This window comes from Micromonospora sp. AP08 (genome assembly GCF_008085935.1).
Taxonomy (GTDB): Bacteria; Actinomycetota; Actinomycetes; order Mycobacteriales; family Micromonosporaceae; genus Micromonospora; species Micromonospora chersina.
Map to the genome: position 1 here is coordinate 107,224 of NZ_VSEZ01000014.1, position 20,567 is coordinate 127,790.

At 76.1% G+C, this 20,567-nt stretch carries 18 protein-coding genes and 1 pseudogene; 12 read left to right on the forward strand and 7 right to left on the reverse strand.

Translation table 11 applies throughout. The features are described from left to right. From FXF50_RS22460 to FXF50_RS22470, 3 genes are all read left to right on the forward strand, one after another. A complete protein-coding gene (locus tag FXF50_RS22460) occupies positions 1-2,121 on the forward strand; it encodes a RecQ family ATP-dependent DNA helicase (protein WP_148430856.1) in 2,121 nt (706 codons plus the stop codon). A gap of 109 nt (positions 2,122-2,230) precedes the next feature. Further along, positions 2,231-2,461 (forward strand): heavy-metal-associated domain-containing protein, encoded by a 231-nt coding sequence (locus tag FXF50_RS22465; protein WP_148430857.1) that lies wholly within the window; start codon positions 2,231-2,233, stop codon positions 2,459-2,461. Continuing rightward, positions 2,454-3,446 carry a hypothetical protein gene (locus FXF50_RS22470; protein ID WP_255510149.1) on the forward strand — a complete coding sequence of 331 codons (993 nt, stop codon included), beginning with the start codon at positions 2,454-2,456 and terminating at the stop codon, positions 3,444-3,446. Before FXF50_RS22465 ends, FXF50_RS22470 begins: the two co-directional genes overlap by 8 nt. Positions 3,447-3,454: 8 nt before the next feature. On the opposite strand, the gene FXF50_RS22475 is transcribed toward FXF50_RS22470, so the two are convergent. Next, on the reverse strand, positions 3,455-3,871 hold the full coding sequence (locus FXF50_RS22475; protein ID WP_091317762.1) for a helix-turn-helix domain-containing protein: 417 nt from the start codon (positions 3,869-3,871) through the stop codon (positions 3,455-3,457). Positions 3,872-4,061: 190 nt separating this feature from the next. Between FXF50_RS22475 and FXF50_RS22480 the strand changes: the two genes are divergently transcribed. Beyond that, entirely contained in the window at positions 4,062-4,493 is a 432-nt protein-coding gene (locus FXF50_RS22480; protein ID WP_148430858.1) for a hypothetical protein, read from the forward strand. Here FXF50_RS22480 and FXF50_RS22485 read toward each other — a convergent pair. Both FXF50_RS22485 and FXF50_RS22490 read right to left on the reverse strand, forming a co-directional pair. After that, positions 4,490-5,638, reverse strand: a complete 1,149-nt coding sequence (locus FXF50_RS22485) for an SAM-dependent methyltransferase (RefSeq protein ID WP_148430859.1) — start codon at positions 5,636-5,638, stop codon at positions 4,490-4,492. The two genes, FXF50_RS22480 and FXF50_RS22485, sit on opposite strands and share 4 nt — an antisense overlap. Before the next feature lie 95 nt (positions 5,639-5,733). Further along, complete coding sequence (locus FXF50_RS22490) at positions 5,734-7,395, reverse strand: DEAD/DEAH box helicase (protein ID WP_148430860.1); 1,662 nt, start codon at positions 7,393-7,395, stop codon at positions 5,734-5,736. Between the two features lie 297 nt (positions 7,396-7,692). On the opposite strand from FXF50_RS22490, the gene FXF50_RS22495 reads away from it, so the two are divergent. Beyond that, positions 7,693-8,334, forward strand: a complete 642-nt coding sequence (locus FXF50_RS22495) for a ferritin-like fold-containing protein (protein ID WP_148430861.1) — start codon at positions 7,693-7,695, stop codon at positions 8,332-8,334. 51 nt (positions 8,335-8,385) lie between these two features. On the opposite strand, the gene FXF50_RS22500 is transcribed toward FXF50_RS22495, so the two are convergent. Both FXF50_RS22500 and FXF50_RS22505 read right to left on the reverse strand, forming a co-directional pair. After that, on the reverse strand, positions 8,386-8,613 hold the full coding sequence (locus tag FXF50_RS22500; RefSeq protein ID WP_091317774.1) for a DUF3107 domain-containing protein: 228 nt from the start codon (positions 8,611-8,613) through the stop codon (positions 8,386-8,388). A 65-nt stretch (positions 8,614-8,678) separates the two neighbouring features. Next, a complete protein-coding gene (locus FXF50_RS22505; protein WP_107079693.1) occupies positions 8,679-9,317 on the reverse strand; it encodes a TetR/AcrR family transcriptional regulator in 639 nt (212 codons plus the stop codon). Between the two features lie 149 nt (positions 9,318-9,466). On the opposite strand from FXF50_RS22505, the gene FXF50_RS22510 reads away from it, so the two are divergent. From FXF50_RS22510 to FXF50_RS22535, 6 genes and pseudogenes are all read left to right on the forward strand, one after another. After that, a complete protein-coding gene (locus FXF50_RS22510; RefSeq protein WP_148430862.1) occupies positions 9,467-12,358 on the forward strand; it encodes a hypothetical protein in 2,892 nt (963 codons plus the stop codon). A gap of 39 nt (positions 12,359-12,397) precedes the next feature. Beyond that, the gene (locus FXF50_RS22515; RefSeq protein WP_148430863.1) at positions 12,398-13,510 is read left to right on the forward strand and encodes an alpha/beta fold hydrolase; all 1,113 of its coding nucleotides are present in this window, start codon (positions 12,398-12,400) and stop codon (positions 13,508-13,510) included. Between the two features lie 5 nt (positions 13,511-13,515). After that, positions 13,516-14,400: a DUF3152 domain-containing protein gene (locus tag FXF50_RS22520; protein ID WP_148430864.1), complete on the forward strand. Its 885-nt coding sequence runs from the start codon at positions 13,516-13,518 to the stop codon at positions 14,398-14,400. Between the two features lie 87 nt (positions 14,401-14,487). Beyond that, positions 14,488-15,387 (forward strand): DUF3152 domain-containing protein, encoded by a 900-nt coding sequence (locus FXF50_RS22525; RefSeq protein WP_148430865.1) that lies wholly within the window; start codon positions 14,488-14,490, stop codon positions 15,385-15,387. 41 nt (positions 15,388-15,428) lie between these two features. After that, entirely contained in the window at positions 15,429-16,676 is a 1,248-nt protein-coding gene (gene moeZ / locus FXF50_RS22530; protein WP_187399775.1) for an adenylyltransferase/sulfurtransferase MoeZ, read from the forward strand. A 72-nt stretch (positions 16,677-16,748) separates the two neighbouring features. Continuing rightward, positions 16,749-17,618: pseudogene (locus FXF50_RS22535) on the forward strand (hypothetical protein); the annotation flags it as partial. Positions 17,619-17,811: 193 nt separating this feature from the next. Here FXF50_RS22535 and FXF50_RS22540 read toward each other — a convergent pair. Next, positions 17,812-19,053 (reverse strand): glutamate-5-semialdehyde dehydrogenase, encoded by a 1,242-nt coding sequence (locus FXF50_RS22540; RefSeq protein ID WP_148430867.1) that lies wholly within the window; start codon positions 19,051-19,053, stop codon positions 17,812-17,814. 11 nt (positions 19,054-19,064) lie between these two features. Next, on the reverse strand, positions 19,065-20,222 hold the full coding sequence (gene proB, locus FXF50_RS22545) for a glutamate 5-kinase (protein ID WP_148430868.1): 1,158 nt from the start codon (positions 20,220-20,222) through the stop codon (positions 19,065-19,067). Positions 20,223-20,235: 13 nt separating this feature from the next. Here proB and FXF50_RS22550 point away from each other — a divergent pair, with 13 nt between their 5' ends. Continuing rightward, on the forward strand, positions 20,236-20,550 hold the full coding sequence (locus FXF50_RS22550) for an MGMT family protein (RefSeq protein WP_091317788.1): 315 nt from the start codon (positions 20,236-20,238) through the stop codon (positions 20,548-20,550). Positions 20,551-20,567 lie beyond the last annotated feature (17 nt).

Below are 20,567 nucleotides of genomic sequence, written 5' to 3' on the forward strand. Positions count from 1 at the left end.
ATGGGTCAGGATCGGATGGCTGTCCGGGAGCGCGCCGAGGCGGTGCTGCGGCGGCTGGCGGGTGAGCACGCCCGGCTCCGCGAGGACCAGTGGCGCGCCATCGAGGCGCTCGTGGTCGACCGGCGGCGGGTCCTGTGCGTGCAGCGCACCGGCTGGGGCAAGTCGGCCGTCTACTTCGTGGCCACCGCGCTGCTGCGCGAGCGTGGTGAGCACGGCCCCACGGTGATCGTCTCGCCGCTGCTGGCGCTCATGCGCAACCAGGTCGAGTCGGCGGCCCGGGCCGGCATCCGGGCCCGCACCATCAACTCGGCGAACCTCGACGAGTGGGACGAGATCACCGCCGAGATCCACGCCGGGGCGGTGGACGTGCTGCTGATCAGCCCGGAACGCCTCAACAACCCCGACTTCCGGGACGGGGTGCTGCCGAAGCTGGCCGCCACCACCGGGCTGCTCGTGGTGGACGAGGCGCACTGCGTCTCCGACTGGGGGCACGACTTCCGTCCCGACTACCGGCGGCTGCGCACCTTCCTCGCCAACCTGCCCGAGCGGACCCCGGTGCTCGCCACCACGGCCACCGCCAACGCCCGGGTCACCCAGGACGTGGCCGAGCAGCTGGGCGACGCGCTGGTGCTGCGCGGCACCCTCGACCGGGAGTCGCTGCGGCTCGGCGTACTCGATCTGCCCAGCCCGGCGCACCGGCTGGCCTGGCTCGCCGACCACCTGGACCGGCTCCCCGGCTCGGGGATCATCTACACGCTGACCGTGGCGGCGGCCGGCGAGACCACCGAATTCCTCCGCGCCCGGGGCTGGTCGGTGGCCTCCTACACCGGCCAGGCCGAGGACGCCGACCGGCGGGCCGCCGAGCAGGACCTGCTGGACAACAAGATCAAGGCGCTGGTCGCCACGAGCGCGCTCGGCATGGGCTTCGACAAGCCCGACCTCGGCTTCGTGGTGCACCTGGGCGCGCCGCCCTCGCCGATCGCCTACTACCAGCAGGTCGGCCGCGCCGGCCGTGCCGTCGAGCACGCCGAGGTGCTGCTGCTGCCCGGCGTCGAGGACGCGGCGATCTGGCGGTACTTCGCCTCGCTCGCCTTCCCGCCCGAGGAGCAGGTCCGGGCCGTGCTCGCCGCCCTGGACACCGAGCGGCCGATCTCCACCCAGGCCCTCGAACCGGTGGTCGACCTGCGCCGGGCCCGGCTGGAGCTGATGCTCAAGGTGCTCGACGTGGACGGCGCGGTCCGCCGGGTGCGCGGCGGCTGGCTCGCCACCGGCGAGCCCTGGGTCTACGACGAGGCCCGGTTGCGCCGCGTCGCCCAGGCGCGCACCGCCGAGCAGCAGGCCATGCGGGAGTACGCGACGACGCCCGGCTGCCGGATGCGCTACCTGCGGGAGTGCCTGGACGACGCCGGGGCGGGGGACTGCGGCCGGTGCGACAACTGCGCCGCCCCGCTGTTCGGCACCGAGGTGTCCGACGCCGCGCTGACCGCCGCGCAGACCTTCCTGGGCCGCCCCGGCGTGGAGATCGCCCCGAAGAAGCTCTGGCCGACCGGGCTGGAGGCGGTCGGCGTACCCCTGAAGGGCCGCATCCCCCCGGCGGAGCAGGCGCTGCCCGGGCGGGCCGTGGGGCGCCTGTCCGACCTGGGCTGGGGCGGCCGGCTGCGCGGCCTGGTCGGGCCGGACGCGGCGGACGGCCCGGTCCCCGACGACGTGTCGGCGGCCGTGGTCGAGGTGCTGAAGGCATGGGCGCACGGCGACGACCCGTGGCCGCGTCGCCCGGTCGGCGTGGTCGCGGTCGGCTCCCGCACCCGGCCCGAGCTGGTCGGCTCGCTCGCCGAGCGGATCGCCGCGGTGGGCCGGCTGCCGCTGCTCGGCCGGGTCGTCCCCACCGGACCGTCCGGGGCCGGCGGGCCGCGCGGCAACAGCGCCCAGCGGGTACGCGCGCTGCACGGCGCCTTCGCGGTGCCCGCCGACCTGGCCGACGCGCTGGCCGGGCTGGACGGGCCGGTGCTGCTCGTCGACGACCTGATCGACTCCGGGTGGACCATGAGCATGGTGGCCCGGCTGCTGCGCCGGGCCGGCGCGCCCGACGTGCTGCCGCTGGCACTCGCGGTGGCCGGCTGAACCGTCGCGTCCGGGGCGCGGAAAGTTCCCGACCCGGCCGGAATGCGAGCGTCGCCACCGTCGGCGGACCGTCGGCGGGCCGACCCCCGACCGGCGGTACGGTGGGCCCATGACCGAGCAGCCGCCCGTCGTCCAGACGTACGCCGTCACCGGCATGACCTGCGAACACTGCGTCCGGGCGGTCACCGAGGAGCTGTCCGCCCTGCCGGGCGTGGACGAGGTCCGGATCGACCTCGCCACCGGCACGGCCACGGTCACCAGCGCCGCCCCGCTGCCCGTCGAGTCCGTCCGCGCGGCGGTCGACGAGGCCGGCTACGAGCTGGCCTCCGGCGTTGCCTGAGTCACCGCCCCTCGCCGGCCCCGCCCTGGTGAAATCCGTGGACGACGCCGGCGGGTCCGGTCCGGGCGGGCCGGTCGAGGTGGACCGGGCGACGCTGCGGCTCGCCCTGACGGTGGGCGGGCTGGTGCTGGCCGTGCTGCTCGGCTTCGGTCTCGGCCGGCTGAACCCGCCGCCGAACCCGACCCGCACCGGGAGCCTCCCGGTGACCGGCGAACACAGCCACGCACCCGGCGTCGGGGCGCACTCGCACGGCGGGGCCACCGTCACCCGGGGCGGCGACGCCGACGCGGCCGGGCTGTCGATCAGCTCGGCCGGCTACACGCTCGCCCCGTCGACCGTGGAGTTCGTCCCCGGCCGGGCGGGTGAGCTGCGGTTCCAGATCAGGGACGAGCGGCGGCGGGCGGTCACCCGGTTCGCCGTCGTGCACGACAAGCCGATGCACCTCATCGTGGTGCGCCGCGACCTCACCGGCTACCAGCACCTGCACCCGACCATGGCCCCCGACGGCACCTGGTCGGTGCCGCTGACCATGGCCGAGCCGGGCGCCTGGCGGGCGTACGCGGACTTCACGGCCGTGGCCGACGACGGCCGGCAGACCGCCGTGATCCTCGGCGCCGACCTGGCCGCGCCCGGCGGGTACGCGCCCCGGCCGCTCCCCGCCCCGGCCACCTCGACCACGGTCGACGGGTTCACCGTCGCCTACGAGGGCACCCCCACGGTGGGACAGTCGGTGCCGCTGCGGTTCCGGGTCACCGGGCCCGGCGGCGCCGCACCGCTGGAGCCCTACCTCGGCGCGTACGGCCACCTGGTCGCGCTCCGCGAGGGCGACCTCGGCTACCTGCACGTGCACCCCGAGCCGGTGCGGGACGGCGACGCGGTGACCTTCTGGCTGACCGCGCCCGGGCCGGGACGTTACCGGATGTTCCTGGACTTCCAGGTCGCCGGCGTGGTGCGCACGGCCGCGTTCACCGTCCCGGTGGCCTGAGCCGCGGGTCAGCCCGCCCGGCGGACCGGGCGGCGGGCCAGGTAGCGGAGCAGGTCGCGGATGTGGTGCTTCTCCTCGGCGGGGACGTTCGGGTCGGCCAGCCGCTCCAGGATCACCCGCACGTCGGCCTCCACCGGGCCGTCCTCGGCGCGGCGGCGCGGCACCGGGCCGGCGTCGGGCAGGCCCAGGGCGCGGAAGGCGGCCGCCACCGGCAGGTCGAGGGCGGCGCAGAAGCCGCGCACCTTGGCCAGCTCGGGGTAGTCCTGCCAGTCGCCGGCCAGCCAGCGGAAGACGGTCGACCGCCCCACGCCGGTGTGCGTGGCGAGATCGGTCACCGTCCAGCCGCGCTCCTCGCGGGCGTCATCGATGGCGCGTCGCACGAAACGCGCGAAGGCCATCTGCGGTGAAACGTCTGCCGATCCCATGTCGGGGGGTCTGTCCCTTCCCGCCGGAGCACCCGAGTCTGGGCACCGAGCCTAGTACGCCGGTTGAAATAAGTAACTGACTGATCGGTCGGAAGGTCCCGCGGGCGGGACCGCGTGGGCATCGGCAGTTGCGCCACGTCAACTAAAATCGACGGACCGCCGGAGCAGCGAACAGACGTCGAGGAGCAGCATGGCCGAGCCGGATCGTCCCGTGCCCCACCGTCCCGGTGCGGTCAGCCTCTTCTTCGTGGCGAAGGCCGGCGTCTTCGCCCTCGGCTTCTGGATCTGGCTGCTGGTGCTGGCCGTGCGCGGCAGCCAGGCGACCGGCGTGCACCTGATCGCCGCGGCCGGCGCGATCACCACGACGCTGGTCGGCGTGGTGCTGGGCGCCCGGATGGCGCTCCAGCGCAACGCCGCCGCCCGGCACGCCGAGCTCAAGCGCGTGCTGGTCGACATCTCGTGGGACGCGTTCGCCGCCGCCGGCAACGCCGACGAGTCGGCGAAGGTGGTGCCGTTCCCGACCTCGTCCCAGGACGGCGACCGGCCCGCCAACCGCGGTCCCGGCGAGCGGGTCCCCGCGTTCGACCGCGCGGAGCGCAACCGCGGCGACCGCCGCCGCTAGGCGCGGTCGGCGAGCAGCGTCTCCAGCCGGGGCGTGACGCCCCACTGGTCGACCAGCTCGCGATACTCGGCGCGCTGGTCGTCGGTCGGCGCGCTCCCGGTGCGCCGGGCCCGGATCAGCAGGTTGCGCGGGGTGTGCCGGGAGTCGACGAACTCCACCACCTCGGCGCGGTAGCCGTGCAGCCGGAGCAGGCCGGCGCGCAGCGCGTCGGTGAGCACGTCGGCGAACCGCTCGCGCAGGATGCCCTGCCGGGTGAGCAGCTCGTACGGCCGCGGCGCGGGCCGGGCCCGCAGCTGGGCGGCCACGTCGTGGTGGCAGCACGGGGCGGCGAGCACCCAGCGGGCGTCCCAGCGCAGCGCCCGGGCCAGCGCCTCGTCGGTCGCCGTGTCGCAGGCGTGCAGGGCGAGCACCAGGTCCGGGGCCGGTTCGACCTGGGCGTCGAGGATGGTGCCGGCCACGAAGCTCACCCGGTCGGCCCAGCCCAGCCGCTCGGCCAGCTCGGTGTTGCGCCGGCGCTGGTCCTCGCGGACGTCCACCCCGACCAGCGTCACGTCCAGGCCGCGCTGGGACAGGTAGCGGTGGGCCGCGAAGGTCAGGTAGGCGTTGCCGCAGCCCAGGTCCACCACGCGCAGCGGCCCGGTCAGGTCGTCCGGCAGGGTGGCGGCCAGCGCCCGGAGGAACGCGTCCACCTGGCGGCGCTTGGCGGCCGAGCCGCCGATCTCGGCGAAGATCGGGTCACCCGGGTCGAGCAGCCAGTCCTTGGCCCGGTCATGGCCGCCGGGCTCCGGCGCCGGCCGGCTCGCCGCCGCCCGGTGCACCTGCGCCTCGCCCGACTTGGTCACCCGGAGCTGGATCGTGCTGTCGGCGGTCTCCACGTGCCAGTTGCCGAAGGGCTCGGCGAGCAGCGCGTCGACCGCCGTGCCGGCCTCCGCGCCCGGCGCCACGTTCCGGGTGTACGGCCGGGCCCCGTCGGACGTGGAGATCTGGAGCCGGGGGCCACCCTTCAGGGTGACCGGACGCAGTTCGGCGCGGACCACGGAGGGGCGCTGGCCGCGGCGACGCCCGGCGGCGACCGCCCGGGTCAGGGCGGGGTCGAGCAGCAGCGCCCGCACCTCGCTCAGCGCGGCATCCAGCGGTTCCGGCATGGCTTCCTCTTCCTGGGGTCGGCCGGGGGGCAGGTGGAACGGGGACGTCCCCCGCACCGGATGACCGGTACGGGGGACGTCGGATGTCTCGCGGGTCAGTCGGCGGTCGCCTCGGCCGGCGTGCCGGTGCCCCCGCCACCGCCACCACGGCGGCGCCGGCGGCGGCGCGGCTTGGCGGCCGAGTCGCCCTCGGCGGCCGCGGCCGGCTCGGCGCCACCCTCGGCGGAGATCACCGCGGTGGCCTCGCCGGCCACCGTCTCGCCCGCCCGGCGACGCCGGCGGCGGCGCGGGCTGCGGGTGCTCTCCTCGGCGGACGCCTCGGTCGACGCGCCCTCGGGCGCCGCACCGGTGTCGCCGTCGCGACCCCGGCGGCGCTCCCGGCCGCGGCCCTCGCCCCGGCCCTCGCCGCGCCGCGGGCCGCGCTCGCCGCGCTCGCCGCGCCGCGAGCGGCCGCCGCCCAGGTCCTCCTCGACCTCGGCCGACAGGCCGGCGCGGGTGCGCTCGGCGGTCGGCAGGGTGCCGCTGATGTCGCGGGAGATGTCCAGGTCGGTGTAGAGGTGCGGGGAGGTGTGGTAGGTCTCCGGCGGCTCGGGCATGTCGAGCCCCAGGGTCTTGTCGATGATCCGCCAGCGGGGCATGTCGTCCCAGTCGACGAAGGTCACCGCGACACCGGACGCCCCGGCCCGGCCGGTGCGGCCGATCCGGTGGGTGTAGGTGTCCTGGTCCTCGGGGCAGTCGTAGTTGATGACGTGGGTGACGCCGGTGACGTCGAGCCCGCGGGCCGCCACGTCGGTGGCCACCAGGATGTCGATCTTGCCGGCGCGGAACGCCCGCAGCGCCCGCTCCCGGGCGCCCTGGCCCAGGTCGCCGTGGACGGCGGCGACCGCGAAACCGCGGAAGTCCAGATCCTCGGCCACCCGGTCGGCGGCCCGCTTGGTCCGGGTGAAGATCATGGTGAGCCCGCGGCCCTCCGCCTGGAGGATGCGCGCCACGATCTCGACCTTGTTCATCGAGTGGGTGCGGTAGACCAGCTGCTGGGTCTGCGGCGACGGGCCGGTCTCGGCGGTGTGCCCGGCGTGGATGGTCACCGGCCGGCGCAGGAAGCGCCGGGACAGCGCGACGATCGGGTCCGGCATGGTGGCGGAGAACAGCATGGTCTGCCGGTCCTCCGGCAGCATGGCCAGGATCTTCTCGACGTCGTCCAGGAAGCCCAGGTCGAGCATCCGGTCGGCCTCGTCGAGCACCAGCGCGTGCACCCGGTCGAGCCGGAGGTGCTTCTGCTTGGCCAGGTCCAGCAGCCGGCCCGGGGTGCCGACCAGGATCTCGACGCCCTTGCGCAGCGCGTCGATCTGCGGCTCGTACGCGACGCCGCCGTAGATCGGCAGCACCCGGACGCCCCGGGTGCGCCCCGCGGCGTCGAGGTCCTTGGCGACCTGGAGGCCCAGCTCGCGGGTGGGCACGACGACCAGCGCCTGCGGCACGCCGTCGCCGCCCTCGGAGGGGGCGAAGACGCGCTCCAGCAGCGGGATGCCGAAGCCGAGGGTCTTGCCGGTGCCGGTCGGCGCCTGGCCGATCAGGTCGACGCCGCGCAGCCCGATGGGCAGCGCGTACTCCTGGATGGCGAAGGCGCGGGTGATGCCGGCGGCGGCCAGCGCCTCGACGGTCTCCTGGCGGGCGCCGAGTTCGGCGAAGGTGGGAGCCTCCGGACGGACCGGAGCGGTGGGGGCCAGTTCCTGGCCTTGAATCTGCTCGCTCATATGGATTTGGGGGTGCCCTCTCGTGGTGCGCCCCGTCATGTCCTCAGGGCGCGAACGGTATGGCGCGGGCCACACGGTCGGGGGCGGTGATCGCCGAGCCGGACCGGGCCGCACGCGCGCCGGGGACCGGTGCTGATCAGCTCAGCTGAACGAATCGGTGCCCACGGCAACTGTGTCATCTTAGCTGAACGGCACCGGGGCCGTCCTGATTCCGGTCACCGCACGGCGGCCAGGGGTGATCGGTGTGACCTGGGTCACGCCTCAGCGGGTCTTGCGCCTGGACGGTAGCCTGCGCTCGTGTCCGCCCCCGACCCCGCCCTGGTCGACCTGCTCGGCCTCGTGGCGTACGGCGAGCTGCTCGCCTTCGACCGGCTGGCCGCCGATGCCCGCCTCGCCCCCGACCTGCGCCGACGGGCCGCGCTGAGCCAGATGGCCGCCGCCGAGATCGCCCACTACCGCTGGATCGCCGACCGGATCACCGCGCTCGGCGTGACCCCCGACGAGGCCATGGCCCCCTACGTCGAGGCGTTGCGGGCGTACCACGACTCGACCGAGCCGAAGGACTGGCTGGAGGCGGTGACCAAGGCGTACGTGGGCGACGCCATCAGCGACGACTTCCTGCGCGAGATCGCCGGCGGCCTCGACGGGCCGGACCGGCGCCTGATCCTCGACGTGCTGCACGACTCCCGGTACGCCGAGTTCGCCGCCACCGAGATCCGGGCCGCCGTCGAAGCCGACCCCCGGGTGGCCAACCGGCTCTCCATGTGGGCCCGGCGCCTGGTAGGCGAGGCGCTCTCCCAGGCCGGCCGGGTCGCCGCCGCCGACCGGGGCGCCCTCACCGCGCTGATCTCCCGCGAGGGCGTGGACGTGCCGGCGCTGTTCCGCCGGCTGACCGACGCGCACACCGCGCGGATGACCGCCGCGGGGCTGAACAACTGACGCCCTGCGCCGCCGTGACGGGATGCCCCCGCCACGGCGGGCCGGCGGGTATCAGCGGACGGTGAAACCGACCGCGCGGGGCGAGGCCTCCGCGATCTCGACGTAGGCGACCTTCGTGACCGGCACGATGACCCGCCGGCCCTTCTCGTCGGTCAGGGAGAGGGTGCCCTCACCCTTGGCGACGGCGTCGGTCACGATCTGCTCGATCTCGGCCGGCGACTGCGCGCTCTCCAGGACCAGCTCCCGCGGCGCGTACTGCACGCCGATCTTGACCTCCACTGTGCCTCCTCAACTGGGGCGAAAAAGCCACCGTGGGAAGGCTATCCGATCTGGCGGCCCGATGTTCAGGCTGACTCACCTTGCAGCGGGAAGCTGGCGATGCCCCGCCAGGACAGGGCCGCGACCAGTGCCTCGGCCTCCGCCTTGGGCACCTGGCGGCCGCCGGCCAGCCAGAACTGGGCGGCCGTCTCGGCCGCGCCGACCAGGCCGGAGGCGAGCAGCTCGGCGTGCGCCCGGCTCACGCCGGTGTCCGAGATGATGGTGTCGGTGATCGCGGCGATGCAGCCCTGCTCCACCCGCTCCACCCGCTGCCGGACGGCCGGGTCGTTGCGCAGGTCCGACTCGAAGACCAGCCGGAACGCCTCGCTCTCGTGATCCACGAAGTCGAAGTACGCGCGCACCGAGGCGCCGACCCGCTCCTTGTTGTCCTGGGTGCCGCGCATCGCGTCGTGCACCTTCGCCACGATGGCGTCGCAGTGCGTGTCCAGCAGCGCCAGGTAGAGCTCCATCTTCCCGGGGAAGTGCTGGTAGAGCACGGGCTTGGAGACTCCCGCCCGCTCGGCGATGTCGTCCATCGCGGCGGCGTGGTAGCCCTGCGCGACGAACACCTCCTGGGCGGCCGCGAGCAGCTGCTTGCGCCGCGCCGAGCGGGGCAGGCGGGTGGGCCGGCCGGCGGTCTGCGCACCGTTCCCCACAGCGGTCATGGGAACCTCCGAGTTTCTCTGTACGAGCCGGCACTTATCACCCGAACCGGTCCGGGTTGGTGAACCCGGCGCGGAATTGGCCCGCCGCTGTAACTTATCGCCACTGTCACCACACGGTAGCCTCAGCGGGGGCGACCAAGGAGCGCGCGGTGAGTGAATCAGGGCAACCCGGAGCCGCCACCCCGGGAGAGCACGGCGACGGCACGGGTCAGCAGGACGACCTTGCCCACGCCGGCAGCGGATGGGCGCCCCCGGCGACCGGCTGGGCCCGGGGCGCACCGGCGCCCGGCGCCTGGCCCCGCGCCGACCTCACCACCGGCTGGGGCGCCTCGTCCCCCCGGCACGGCGATCTGCCGGCCCCGCTGCCGGGGCTGGCCGCCGAGGAGCCGCCGGCCCGGGTCAACGGCCGTCACGTCAACGGCGTGCACCACGCCGGGGAGGAGTCGCCCGTGACCCGCCAGGCGCCGGTCAGCGCCCCGCCCGCGGACGAGCCGCGCCGGGAGACCGGCGGCGACCGGCTGGTCGTGCCGGCCCCGCGGCCGGCGCCCGCGGTCGAGCAGCCGACCGCCGAGGTGGAGCCCGGGTCCCGGCACACCTCCGACGACACGCCGCGCGCCACCCGCTGGACGGAGAGCGGCCCCACGTCCGCGCCGCCGGCCCTCCAGGTGCCGCCGGTCGGCGCCGCCGCCTCCGGCTTCGAGGTGCCTCCCGGCTTCCACGCACCGACCGGCGAGCGCTCCGAACCCGCCCCGTCGCTCTCCCGCGGCTGGGCCGACCGCCACCCCCCGGAACAGCCCGCGACCGAGACGCCCGCCTCCGCCGGCTGGGCCGACCGCTTCCCGCCGGAGCAGCCGCCGGCCGAGGCGCCGTCGCTCTCCCGGGGTTGGGCCGACCGGCCCACCTCGGCCCCGCCCGCCGGCCCCGCCGAGGAACGCCGGCCGGCCGCCGAGCAGCCGCGCGCCGCGGCCGACGACCGGGATGCCGGGGAGCGCCGCCCGGTCGAGGAGCCGGAGTGGCCCGGCCCGGCCTGGAACCGCCCGAGCCCGGTCGGGAGCTGGGCGCCGCCGTGGGGCCGCGAGGACCAGCCGGCCGGCCGCCGCGCCCGCGAGGAGGAGCCCCCCGGCCGCCGTGCCGGCGAGGACGAGCCGGTCGGCCGCCGGGCCGGCCGCGAGGAGTGGGCGCCCGAGCCCTCCCCGCCGTACGAGCCGGCCCGGTTCGAGCCGCCCGGCGCCTACGATCCGCCCCGGCCGGAGCCGGCCCGCCCGTACGAGCCGGTCCGGGCCGAGCAGCCCGCGGGCTACGAGGCGCCCCGCCCCGAGCCGTCCCGGCCGTACCAGGTGTCCCGCAGTGAGCCCGAGCCCCGCCCGGCGTACGAGCCGGCCGCCCGCGAGATCCCCGAGCGACCGCCCTGGGCCGGGCCGCCCGTGCCGGTGACCCCGTTCAGCGCGCCGCCGCGCACCGCCCCGACCAGCGCCCCGCCGGTGCCCCGCGAGGCGCCCGCCGGCCCGCCGTCCACCGGCTACGCGCCGGCCGCCCGCGCCGCCGAGGAGCGGGAGGGCCGGCCGTACCGGCTGCCGGGCGCGGCCGACCAGCCGCCCGCCGAGCCGGCCGGCGCGTCCCGGGCCCCCGCCACCGGTGGCGGGGCCCCCGTCGACCGCGACCCCGCGCCCGCCCCGACGAGCGCACCTCCCTACGCGGCCCGCCGGTCCGCGCCCGAGCCGGCGCCGACCGCCGAGGCGGCCGCCGACCCCCGGTCGGCGGAGCCCACCCCGGTGCTGCCGCAGCGCGTCCCTGCCGAGCCGGACGTGCCCGTCGTGCCGGAGCCGCCCGCCGTGGAACCGTCCGCCGAGACCCCGGAACTCGCCCGCATCGCCACCCACCTGCGCCGCGACGACGAGCCCGCGCCGCTGCGCGAGCGGCCGGAGGGCTTCGACGTCAACGCGATCCTCGACGCCGTCCGCGAGGTGGCCGGCGTCCGGGACGCGGCGCTGCGCCGCACCCCGGCCGGGGCGCACAGCCTCCGGCTGGACCTCGCCGACGGCGCGGATCCGGCCGAGGTGAGCCGGATGGTGGCCCGCCTGCTCCAGGAGCGGATGGGGTTGGCCGCCGCCCCGCAGAACCTGTCCGGCGCCCCCGCGGCCCCGCCGCCCCCGGTCCGCCGCCGGTCGGCCCAGCCGCGCACCGACCGCGCCGCCGAGCCCCGCCCGACCGAGGACCGGCCCGGCGCGCTCCGGTCGGCGCCGCAGTCCCGTCCGGCCGAGGACCTGACGAACCGGGCACGGTCGGCACCGCAGTCCCGTCCGGCCGAGGACCTGGGTGGGCCGGCTCGGTCCGGCACCAACCGGCCGGCCGAGAACCGGTCCGGGGAGGGTCGGTTCGCCGCGCCCGAGACGCGCGCCGGCCGGCCCGCCGAGGCGCCGGCCGAGGGCGCCGACCCGGGCATCGAGCCGCCGCGCCGCCGCCGGCAGGCCAGCGGCCACCGGGGCCGCGCCACGGTGGAGGAGTCCTCGCTGGCCACCGCCCCGGCCGGCACACCCACCGGCAGCCCGGTCACGCTCGGCACCTCGTACTCCGGTGGGCAGATGAGCACGACGGAGACCGCGCCGTCGCGACCGCTGGACACCGGCGGCCTGCCAGGGCCCCGGGTGGTGATCGACCACGTCCAGGTGAGCACCTTCGGCCTCGATGCCACCGTGGAGGTCCGCCTGATCGCCGGGGACCGGACGGCGGAGGGCCACTCCACCGGGCCGGCCGTCGACGGCTACGTGCTGCGGCTCTGCGCGGTGGCCGCGGCCGCCGCCGTGGACGAACTGCTCGGCCGGGCCGCGCCGGCCGGCGAGCGGGGCCGGTGCTTCGTCGAGCACGCCGCCGTGGTGCCGTTCGGCAACTGCGAGGTGGCGACCGTCGTGGTGCTGCTGGTCTGTGACGGCTGGGTGGAGCAGCTCGCCGGCTCGGCCCTGGTCGCCGGGGATCCCCGGCAGGCCGTCGTGCGGGCCACCCTGGCCGCGGTGAACCGCCGGCTGGAGGCGCTGCTCGCCTGAGCCGGTGTCGGGCCGGGCCGGTCCGGGAAGACTGGAGCCATGAAGCCCGCCGCCCTCTGGCCGGACCACCTCCTGCCCGCGCACCACGTCCCGCCGCCCTGGCCCGGCCGGAACGTCCGGCTCGACGGCACGGTGACGTACGTGCGGGACACCCCGGCCACCGCTCCCGGCGCCGAGCCGGCGCTCTACGTGCACGGCCTCGGTGGCTCGTCGCAGAACTGGACGGACCTGGCCGGCCTGCTCGCCGACCGGCTCGACGGTCAGGCGATCGACCTGCCCGGTTTCGGGCGCAGCGAGCCCGGTCGGCGCTACACCGTGCCGGCCTTCGCGGACCGGGTGGTCCGCTGGATCGAGCACAGCGACCGGGGGCCGGTGCACCTGTTCGGCAATTCGCTGGGCGGCGCCGTCACGGTCCGGGTGGCGGCGCTGCGGCCGGACCTGGTGCGGACGCTGACCCTGATCTCCCCGGCCCTGCCGTTCCTGGACTTCCGGCGCTCGTTGCAGGGCCGGATGCTGCCGCTGCTGGCGATCCCCCGGGGCGAGCGGCTGGCCGCCTGGCGGCTGGCCCAGCTCGCCCCCGAGGTGATGGCGCAGCAGGTGATGGAGGCGTGCATCGCCGACCTGACCCGGATCAGCGCGCAGCGCCGGCTGGAGGCGGTCGAGGAGATCCGGATCCGGTACGAGGCGGCCCACTACGCCGCCGCCTACGTCCGGACGTTCCGTGGCCTGGTGTCCAGCTTCCTGCGGTCGTACCTGCCGGGGTCGGGCTCGCTGTGGCGGCTGGCGTCGGCGGTGCGGGCGCCGACGCTCGTGGTGGGCGGGCGGCAGGACCGGCTGGTCGACGTGCGGGTGGCGCCGCAGGCCGCCCGGGTGATCCCGGACAGCCGCCTGCTGCTGCTCGACGGGGTCGGGCACGTGGCCCAGCTGGAGGTGCCTCGCACCGTGGCGCGGGCGGTGCTGGCGCTGCTGGCCGAGGCGTCCCCCGCCGGGTCGCCGCCCGGCGGGGACCGCACCTGGGCGGCGCAGCCGGGCGCCGAGCGAGGACCAGGCGACGCCGGCGCGAGGACCGTGATCGAGCGCCCGGAGGGGCAGGCCAGCGAGCTGATCGCCGAAACGGGGGAGAGCGGGCGGCGGCGCGACATGGCAGGCTGAGCCGGATGCCCACCTCCGTCCGTCCGCGTGCCGCGCGGCCCACCGCCCCGCCCGCCGGCCGCTGGCGTTCCGCTGTCGTGGTCTGCGCCTTCCTCGCCGCCGCCGCGGTCGGCATCGGCGTCGCCCTGCAACATCCGGCGGCCGAGGCGCTCGTCGATGTCGGTTCGGCGGCCCGGGCGCCCGTGCCGGCCAGTGCGCCGCCGCCGTCGGGCGCGTCGCCGTCGCCCTCACCGTCGCCGTCGCCGTCGACGGACCCGGTGTCGAGTGCCCCGGTGGCGCCGGTGCTCAGCCTGCCCGGACCGGTGCCGTCGCACGGGCGGGGGAGCTTCGGTTACGACGACCGGACCGGCGGGGTGCTGGGCCGGGCCGGGGTGCTGCGCCGGTTCCGGGTGGCGGTGGAGGACGGCTCGGGTGAGGACGTGCACGCCTTCGGCGACGCCGTGCAGCGGGCGCTGGCCGGGCCGGGGAGCTGGGTGGACGGTGGCCGGCTGCGGTTGCAGCGGGTCGGCCCGGGCAACGCGTCCGACTTCACCATCTACCTGGCCACCCGGGACACCGCGGGCCGGCTCTGCGGCGCCGGGGGCATCAACATCCGGGTGGGCGGGGTGCCGTACACGTCCTGTCGGGTCACCGGCAAGGTGGTGATCAACCTGGACCGGTGGCGGACCTCGGCGCCGCACCTGGTCGCGGCGAAGCTGCCGCTGGACACCTACCGGCTCTACGTGATCAACCACGAGGTGGGCCACCAGTTGGGGCACCACCACGAGGCCTGCCCGGGGCCGGGCCGGGCGGCCCCGGTGATGCAGCAGCAGACGCTCTTCCTGAACGGCTGCCGGCCCAACCCGTGGCCGTACCTGTCCGGGAAGCGGTACACCGGTCCGGCGGTGTGAAAGACCTGATCCTGGCGATGAGCAGTATTTCGCGGAAAGGTCGGCGAAAAGAGCTAATTGCCCGAATTGTCATGGCACGCTGGTGTCATGACGCCGTCGTCCCCTTACGACCCGCCTGAGGACCCCGCGCCGGCCCGTGACCGCCCGTCGACCCGGCTGGACTTCGACCGTCCACCGGCCCACCCCGGGATCCCGGCGCCGGCCCGTCCCGGCCTGCGCCGGATGCGCCGCCGCCGGCGGGCCGTGCTGCTCCTGGCGGTGCTGCTCGCCGCGGCCGCCGGCGCGTTCGGGGCGACCCGGCTGGCCGGCCCGGACTGGCCGGTGCACCTGTCCACCCGGCATCCGCTGTCCGCCGCCGATCCGTCGCTGGCCAACGGCGCGGGCGCGGGGACCCGGACCGAGCCGGGCGGGTATCCCACCGCGGGCCCCGGCAGCTTCGCGGCGGCCGACGGCCGGTCACCCGTACGCGGCCACGACGGCCCGCTGCGCCGCTACCGGATCGAGGTCGAGCGGGACGCCGGGCAGGACGCGGACGAGTTCGCCGCCACCGTGGACGCGGTGCTCGGCGACCCGCGCAGCTGGATCGCCTCCGGGCAGCTGCGGGTGCAGCGGGTGCCCGAGGCGGCCGCCGCCGACTTCACCATCTACCTGGCCACCCCGGCCACCTCCGAGCGGATGTGCGCCGAGGGCGGCCTGAGCACCGAGCGGTACACCTCCTGCCGGCTGCCCGGACGGGTCGTCATCAACCTGGCCCGCTGGATGGAGGCGGTGCCCGACTACGGCGCCCCGCTGGAGGTCTACCGGACGTACGTGGTCAACCACGAGGTCGGGCACGAGTTCGGCGAGCTGCACCAGGCCTGCCCCGGGCCCGGCGAGCCGGCGCCGGTGATGCAGCAGCAGACGTACGGGCTGGACGGCTGCGTGGCGAACGCCTGGCCGTACGTCGACGGGGTCCGCTACTCCGGCGAGCCGACCGACGGGGTCTGAGTTATTCCCGCTCCCGCATGTCGGGCGACGTGGCCCTCATCATGGCCGATCCCTACCGGGGCGAGCGACAATGGCGCGGTCCCACCGCCGATCCCGGGGAGTCCACCGTGTCGTTGCCCCCGCTCGTCGAGCCCGCCGCCGAGCTGACCGTAGACGAGATCCGTCGCTACTCGCGCCACCTGATCATTCCGGACGTCGGGGTGGAGGGGCAGAAGCGGCTGAAGAACGCCCGGGTGCTCTGTGTGGGCGCCGGCGGTCTCGGCTCGCCGGCCCTCATGTACCTGGCCGCCGCCGGCGTCGGCACCCTCGGCATCATCGACTTCGACACCGTCGACGAGTCCAACCTCCAGCGCCAGATCATCCACGGCGTCTCCGACGTCGGCCGGTCCAAGGCCGAGTCCGCCGCCGCCTCGATCCGCGAGATCAACCCGCTGGTCAACGTGGAGATCCACAACACCGCGCTGGACCGGGACAACGTCCGGGAGATCTTCTCCGGCTACGACCTGATCGTCGACGGCACCGACAACTTCGCCACCCGCTACATGGTCAACGACGCGGCCGTGCTGCTCGGCAAGCCGTACGTCTGGGGTTCGATCTACCGGTTCGACGGCCAGGCGTCGGTGTTCTGGGCCGAGCACGGTCCCTGCTACCGCTGCCTCTACCCGGAGCCGCCGCCGCCCGGCATGGTCCCGTCCTGCGCCGAGGGCGGCGTGCTGGGCGTGCTCTGCGCGTCCATCGGGTCGATTCAGGTCAACGAGGCGATCAAGCTGCTGGCCGGCATCGGCGAGCCGCTGGTCGGCCGGCTGATGGTCTACGACGCCCTGGAGATGAGCTACCGCAAGATCAAGGTCCGCAAGGACCCGAACTGCGTGCTCTGCGGCGAGAACCCCACGGTCACCGACCTGCTGGAGGACTACGAGGACTTCTGCGGCGCGGTCTCCGACGAGGCGCAGGAGGCGGTGGTCGACTCGACCATCACCGCGCTGGAGCTGAAGGACTGGCAGGACGCCGGCAAGGACATCTTCCTGGTCGACGTCCGCGAGCCGGCCGAGTACGAGATCGTCCGGATCCCCGGCGCCACCCTCATCCCCAAGGGGGAGATCATCTCGGGCGACGCGCTGGCGAAGCTCCCGCAGGACAAGCAGATCGTGCTGCACTGCAAGTCCGGCGTCCGCTCCGCCGAGGCGCTCGCCGCGCTGAAGGCGGCCGGCTTCCGGGACGCCGTGCACGTCCAGGGCGGGGTGCTCTCCTGGATCAAGCAGATCGACCCGTCGCTGCCGGCGTACTGAGGTCGCGGTCGTTGGGCCCTCCCGGTCTGCCGGGAGGGCCCTTCGTCACACCGCCGGTGGGCCGGGCCACCCCTGGCCGAGCTACCGAGGCGTAACCACGTTTGCGCCGGTAGCGTGACTGCCGTGGTGGATCTGGACGCGGCGATCGGCTTCGTCGTGGCGCACGGCGACGCGGTGGACCGCGCCCGCCTCTCCCGGCTGCGCACCGGCGCCCCGGTGCCGCCGGACCTGCTCGACGCGGCCGAGTCCGGGCAGGCGCCCGGCGGCGGGTGGCCCGCCGTGCTCGACGGCGAGGTCGCCTCGGTCGACGCGACCTGCTACCGCCTGGCCGAGCTGGACGACCTCGGGGCGCTGGGCCGCCCGGCCGCCCGGCACGCCCTGGACTGGCTGGCCGCCCGGCAGCTCGCCGACGGCGGCTGGGACGAGGACCCGTCGCTGGCCGGGTTCGCCCCCGAGTGGGCCACCCCGGGCGACCCGGAGGCGCGGCTCTTCCTCACCGCCAACGCCGGGTTCTGGCTCACCGTGGCCGGGCTGGACGCCCGCGCCGCCGGCCCGCTCGACCACCGGGTCGGCGGGGCGTACGCCGGCGTGGTGCAGGGGGCCGCCCAGGCGCTCGCCGCGCAGCTCGCGCCCGACGGCAGCTGGCCGTCCTTCCTGCCCGCCGGTTGGCTCGCCGCGGCCGTGCTGCACCGCCAGCAGATGTACTACGAGTCGGCCCGGATCCAGGCGGTCCTGGCCGAGCGCATCCCGCAGATGTCCCCGGCCGACGTGGCCTGGCTCGCCGCCACGCTGCGCCGGGTCGACGTGGGCGAGGAGCAGTGGCTGCTGGTCTCGGCCCGCCGGCGGCTGGCCGAGACCCAGCGCAGTGACGGCGGCTGGGACAGCGACGACGGCCACCAGTTCGACGTGCACACGACGTTGCGGGCGATCCGCGCCTGCCGCCCGACCACGCCCGAGGCCCCGGTCTCCGGCGCGCCGTTCGTGGCGCCGCTGGTGCCCGCGCCGCGCCCGGCGCCCCCGGGCGAGCTGGTCCTGCCGCCCGTCGTGCCGTTGCCGAGGCCGGCCCCGCCGGCCGCTCCGCCACCGGAGTCGGCGCCGCCGGAGCCGGCCGCCCCCACCGCCTGAGTCGCCCGGGTCAGCGGAGGTGGCCGTCCCCGGTGACCACGTACTTGGTGCTGGTCAGCTCGGGCAGCCCCATGGGGCCGCGGGCGTGCAGCTTCTGCGTGGAGATGCCGATCTCGGCGCCGAAGCCGAACTCGCCGCCGTCGGTGAACCGGGTCGAGGCGTTCACCATCACGGCGGCGGCGTCCACCCGGGCCACGAACTCGCGGGCCGCCGGCTGGGAGTCGGTGACGATCGCCTCGGTGTGCCCGGTGCCGTGCCGCCGGATGTGCGCGACGGCCGCGTCCAGCGAGTCGACCACCGCGACGGAGATGTCGGCGGAGAGGTACTCGGTGTCGAAGTCCTCCTCGGTTGCCGGCACCACGGCGTCTGAGTAGGCCGCCACCCGCGCGTCGCCGTGCACGGTCACCCCGGCGTCGGCGAAGGCGGCCAGCACGGCCGGCAGGAAGGCGTCCGCGATGCCCGCGTGCACCAGCAACGACTCGGCCGTGTTGCAGGTGGAGAGGCGCTGGGTCTTCGAGTTCAGGGTGACGGCCACGGCCTTGGCCAGGTCGGCGGCGGCGTCCACGTAGACGTGGCAGTTGCCCACCCCGGTCTCGATCACCGGCACGGTGGACTCCTCGACCACGGTGCGGATCAGCGACGCGCCGCCGCGCGGGATCAGCACGTCGACCAGGCCGCGGGCGCGCATCAGCTCCTTGACCGAGTCGCGGGTGCTGGAGTCGAGGAGCTGCACCGTGTCGGCCGGCAGGCCGGCGCCGGCGACGGCGTCGCGCAGCACCGCGACCAGGGCGGCGTTGGAGTGCGCCGCCGAGGAGGAGCCGCGCAGGAGCGCGGCGTTGCCGGACTTCAGGCAGATCCCGGCCGCGTCGACGGTCACGTTGGGGCGGCCCTCGTAGATGATGCCGACCACCCCGAACGGCACCCGGACCTGACGCAGCTCCAGCCCGTTGGGCAGGGTCGCGCCGCGGACCACCTCGCCCACCGGGTCGGGCAGCGCGGCCATCTGGCGCAGCGCGTCGGCGATGCCAACCACCCGCCCCTCGTCGAGGGCCAGCCGGTCCAGCACGGCCGCGCTCAGCCCGGCCTCCCGCCCGGCCGCCAGGTCCGCCGCGTTCGCGGTCAGGATCTCCGGGGTACGCGCCACCAGCGCGTCGGCCATCGCCTGCAACGCGGCGTCCTTGACCGTACGGGTGGCGACCGCGAGGGCCTCCGCCGCGCTCCGGGCCCGGCGGGCCTGCTCGACCACGCTCATGTGCGTACTCCTCACAGCAGCACGAGGTCGTCGCGGTGGACGACCTCCCGTTCGTACGCCGGGCCGAGCGCCGCGGCGAGTTCCGTGGTGGAGCGGCCGAGCAGCCCGGGCAGCTCGACCGCGTCGTAGTTGACCAGCCCGCGGGCGACCGGCGCGCCCTCGGTGTCGACCAGGTCCACCGGGTCCCCGGCGGTGAACGCGCCGTCGACCGCCGTGATCCCGGCCGGGAGCAGCGACTTGCGCCGGCCCACCACCGCCTGCACCGCGCCCGGGTCGAGGTGCAGCCGGCCGCGCGGCGCGGTGGCGTGCGCCAGCCAGAAGAGGCGGGCGGCCGGGCGCCGGCTGCTCGGGTGGAAGAAGGTGCCGACCGGCTCGCCGGCCAGCGCCGGCGAGGCCAGCGGCGCGGCCGTGAGCACGACGGGGATGCCGAAGCCGGTGGCGATCCGGGCCGCCTCGACCTTGGTGACCATGCCGCCGGTGCCCACGCCGGCCCGGCCGGCCCCGCCGATGTCGACGCCGGCCAGGTCGCCCTCGCCGTGCACCTCGGTGATCCGGGTGCTGCCGGCGCGGGCCGGGTCGCCGGTCCAGAGCGCGTCCACGTCCGACAGCAGCACCAGGAGGTCGGCGTCGACCAGGGCGGCGACCAGCGCGGCCAGCCGGTCGTTGTCGCCGAACCGGATCTCCTCGGTGGCCACCGTGTCGTTCTCGTTGACGATCGGCACGGCCCGCAGGTCGAGCAGCTTGCGCAGGGTCCGGTAGGCGTTGCGGTAGTGCGCCCGCCGGGTCACGTCGTCGACGGTGAGCAGCACCTGCCCGACGGTCAGCCGGTGCCGGGCGAAGGCCGTCGCGTACCGGCCGATGAGCAGGCCCTGCCCGACGCTGGCGGCGGCCTGCTGGGTGGCCAGGTCGCGGGGGCGCCGGGGCAGCCCGAGCGGGGCCAGGCCGGCGGCGATCGCGCCGGAGGAGACCAGCACCACCTCGCGCCCCGCGGCGGCCAGCGCGCCGAGCGCGTCGACCAGCGCGTCGACCCGGCTGTCGTCCAGGCCGCCCGCCGGGGTGGTCAGCGAGGACGAGCCGATCTTGACGACGATCCGGCGGGCCGAGGTGACTGCTTCGCGCACCGGACCATTCTGCGCGCTGCGGTCCGCCGCACCTCGGCGCGTTCCCATATCGTGGCAGCCCGTGACACCTGACGAGTACGTCGAGGCGGTGCTGGACCTGGTCGAGCGGATTCCGCCCGGCCGGGTGATGTCGTACGGGGCGGTGGCCGACGCCCTCGCGGACCGGTCGGGGCGGGCCTCGGCCCGGCTGGTCGGCTCGATCATGGCGCGGCACGGGGGCGGGGTGCCCTGGCACCGGGTGGTGAACTCGGCCGGCCGGCTGCCACCGGGGCACGAGGTGGAGGCGCGGGCCCGGCTGCGCGCCGAGGGCTGCCCGCTGCGCCCCGCGGGGGTGGACATGGCGGCGGCCGCCTGGTCGCCCGACGAGGGGATGTGACCGCCGACATAACGTGA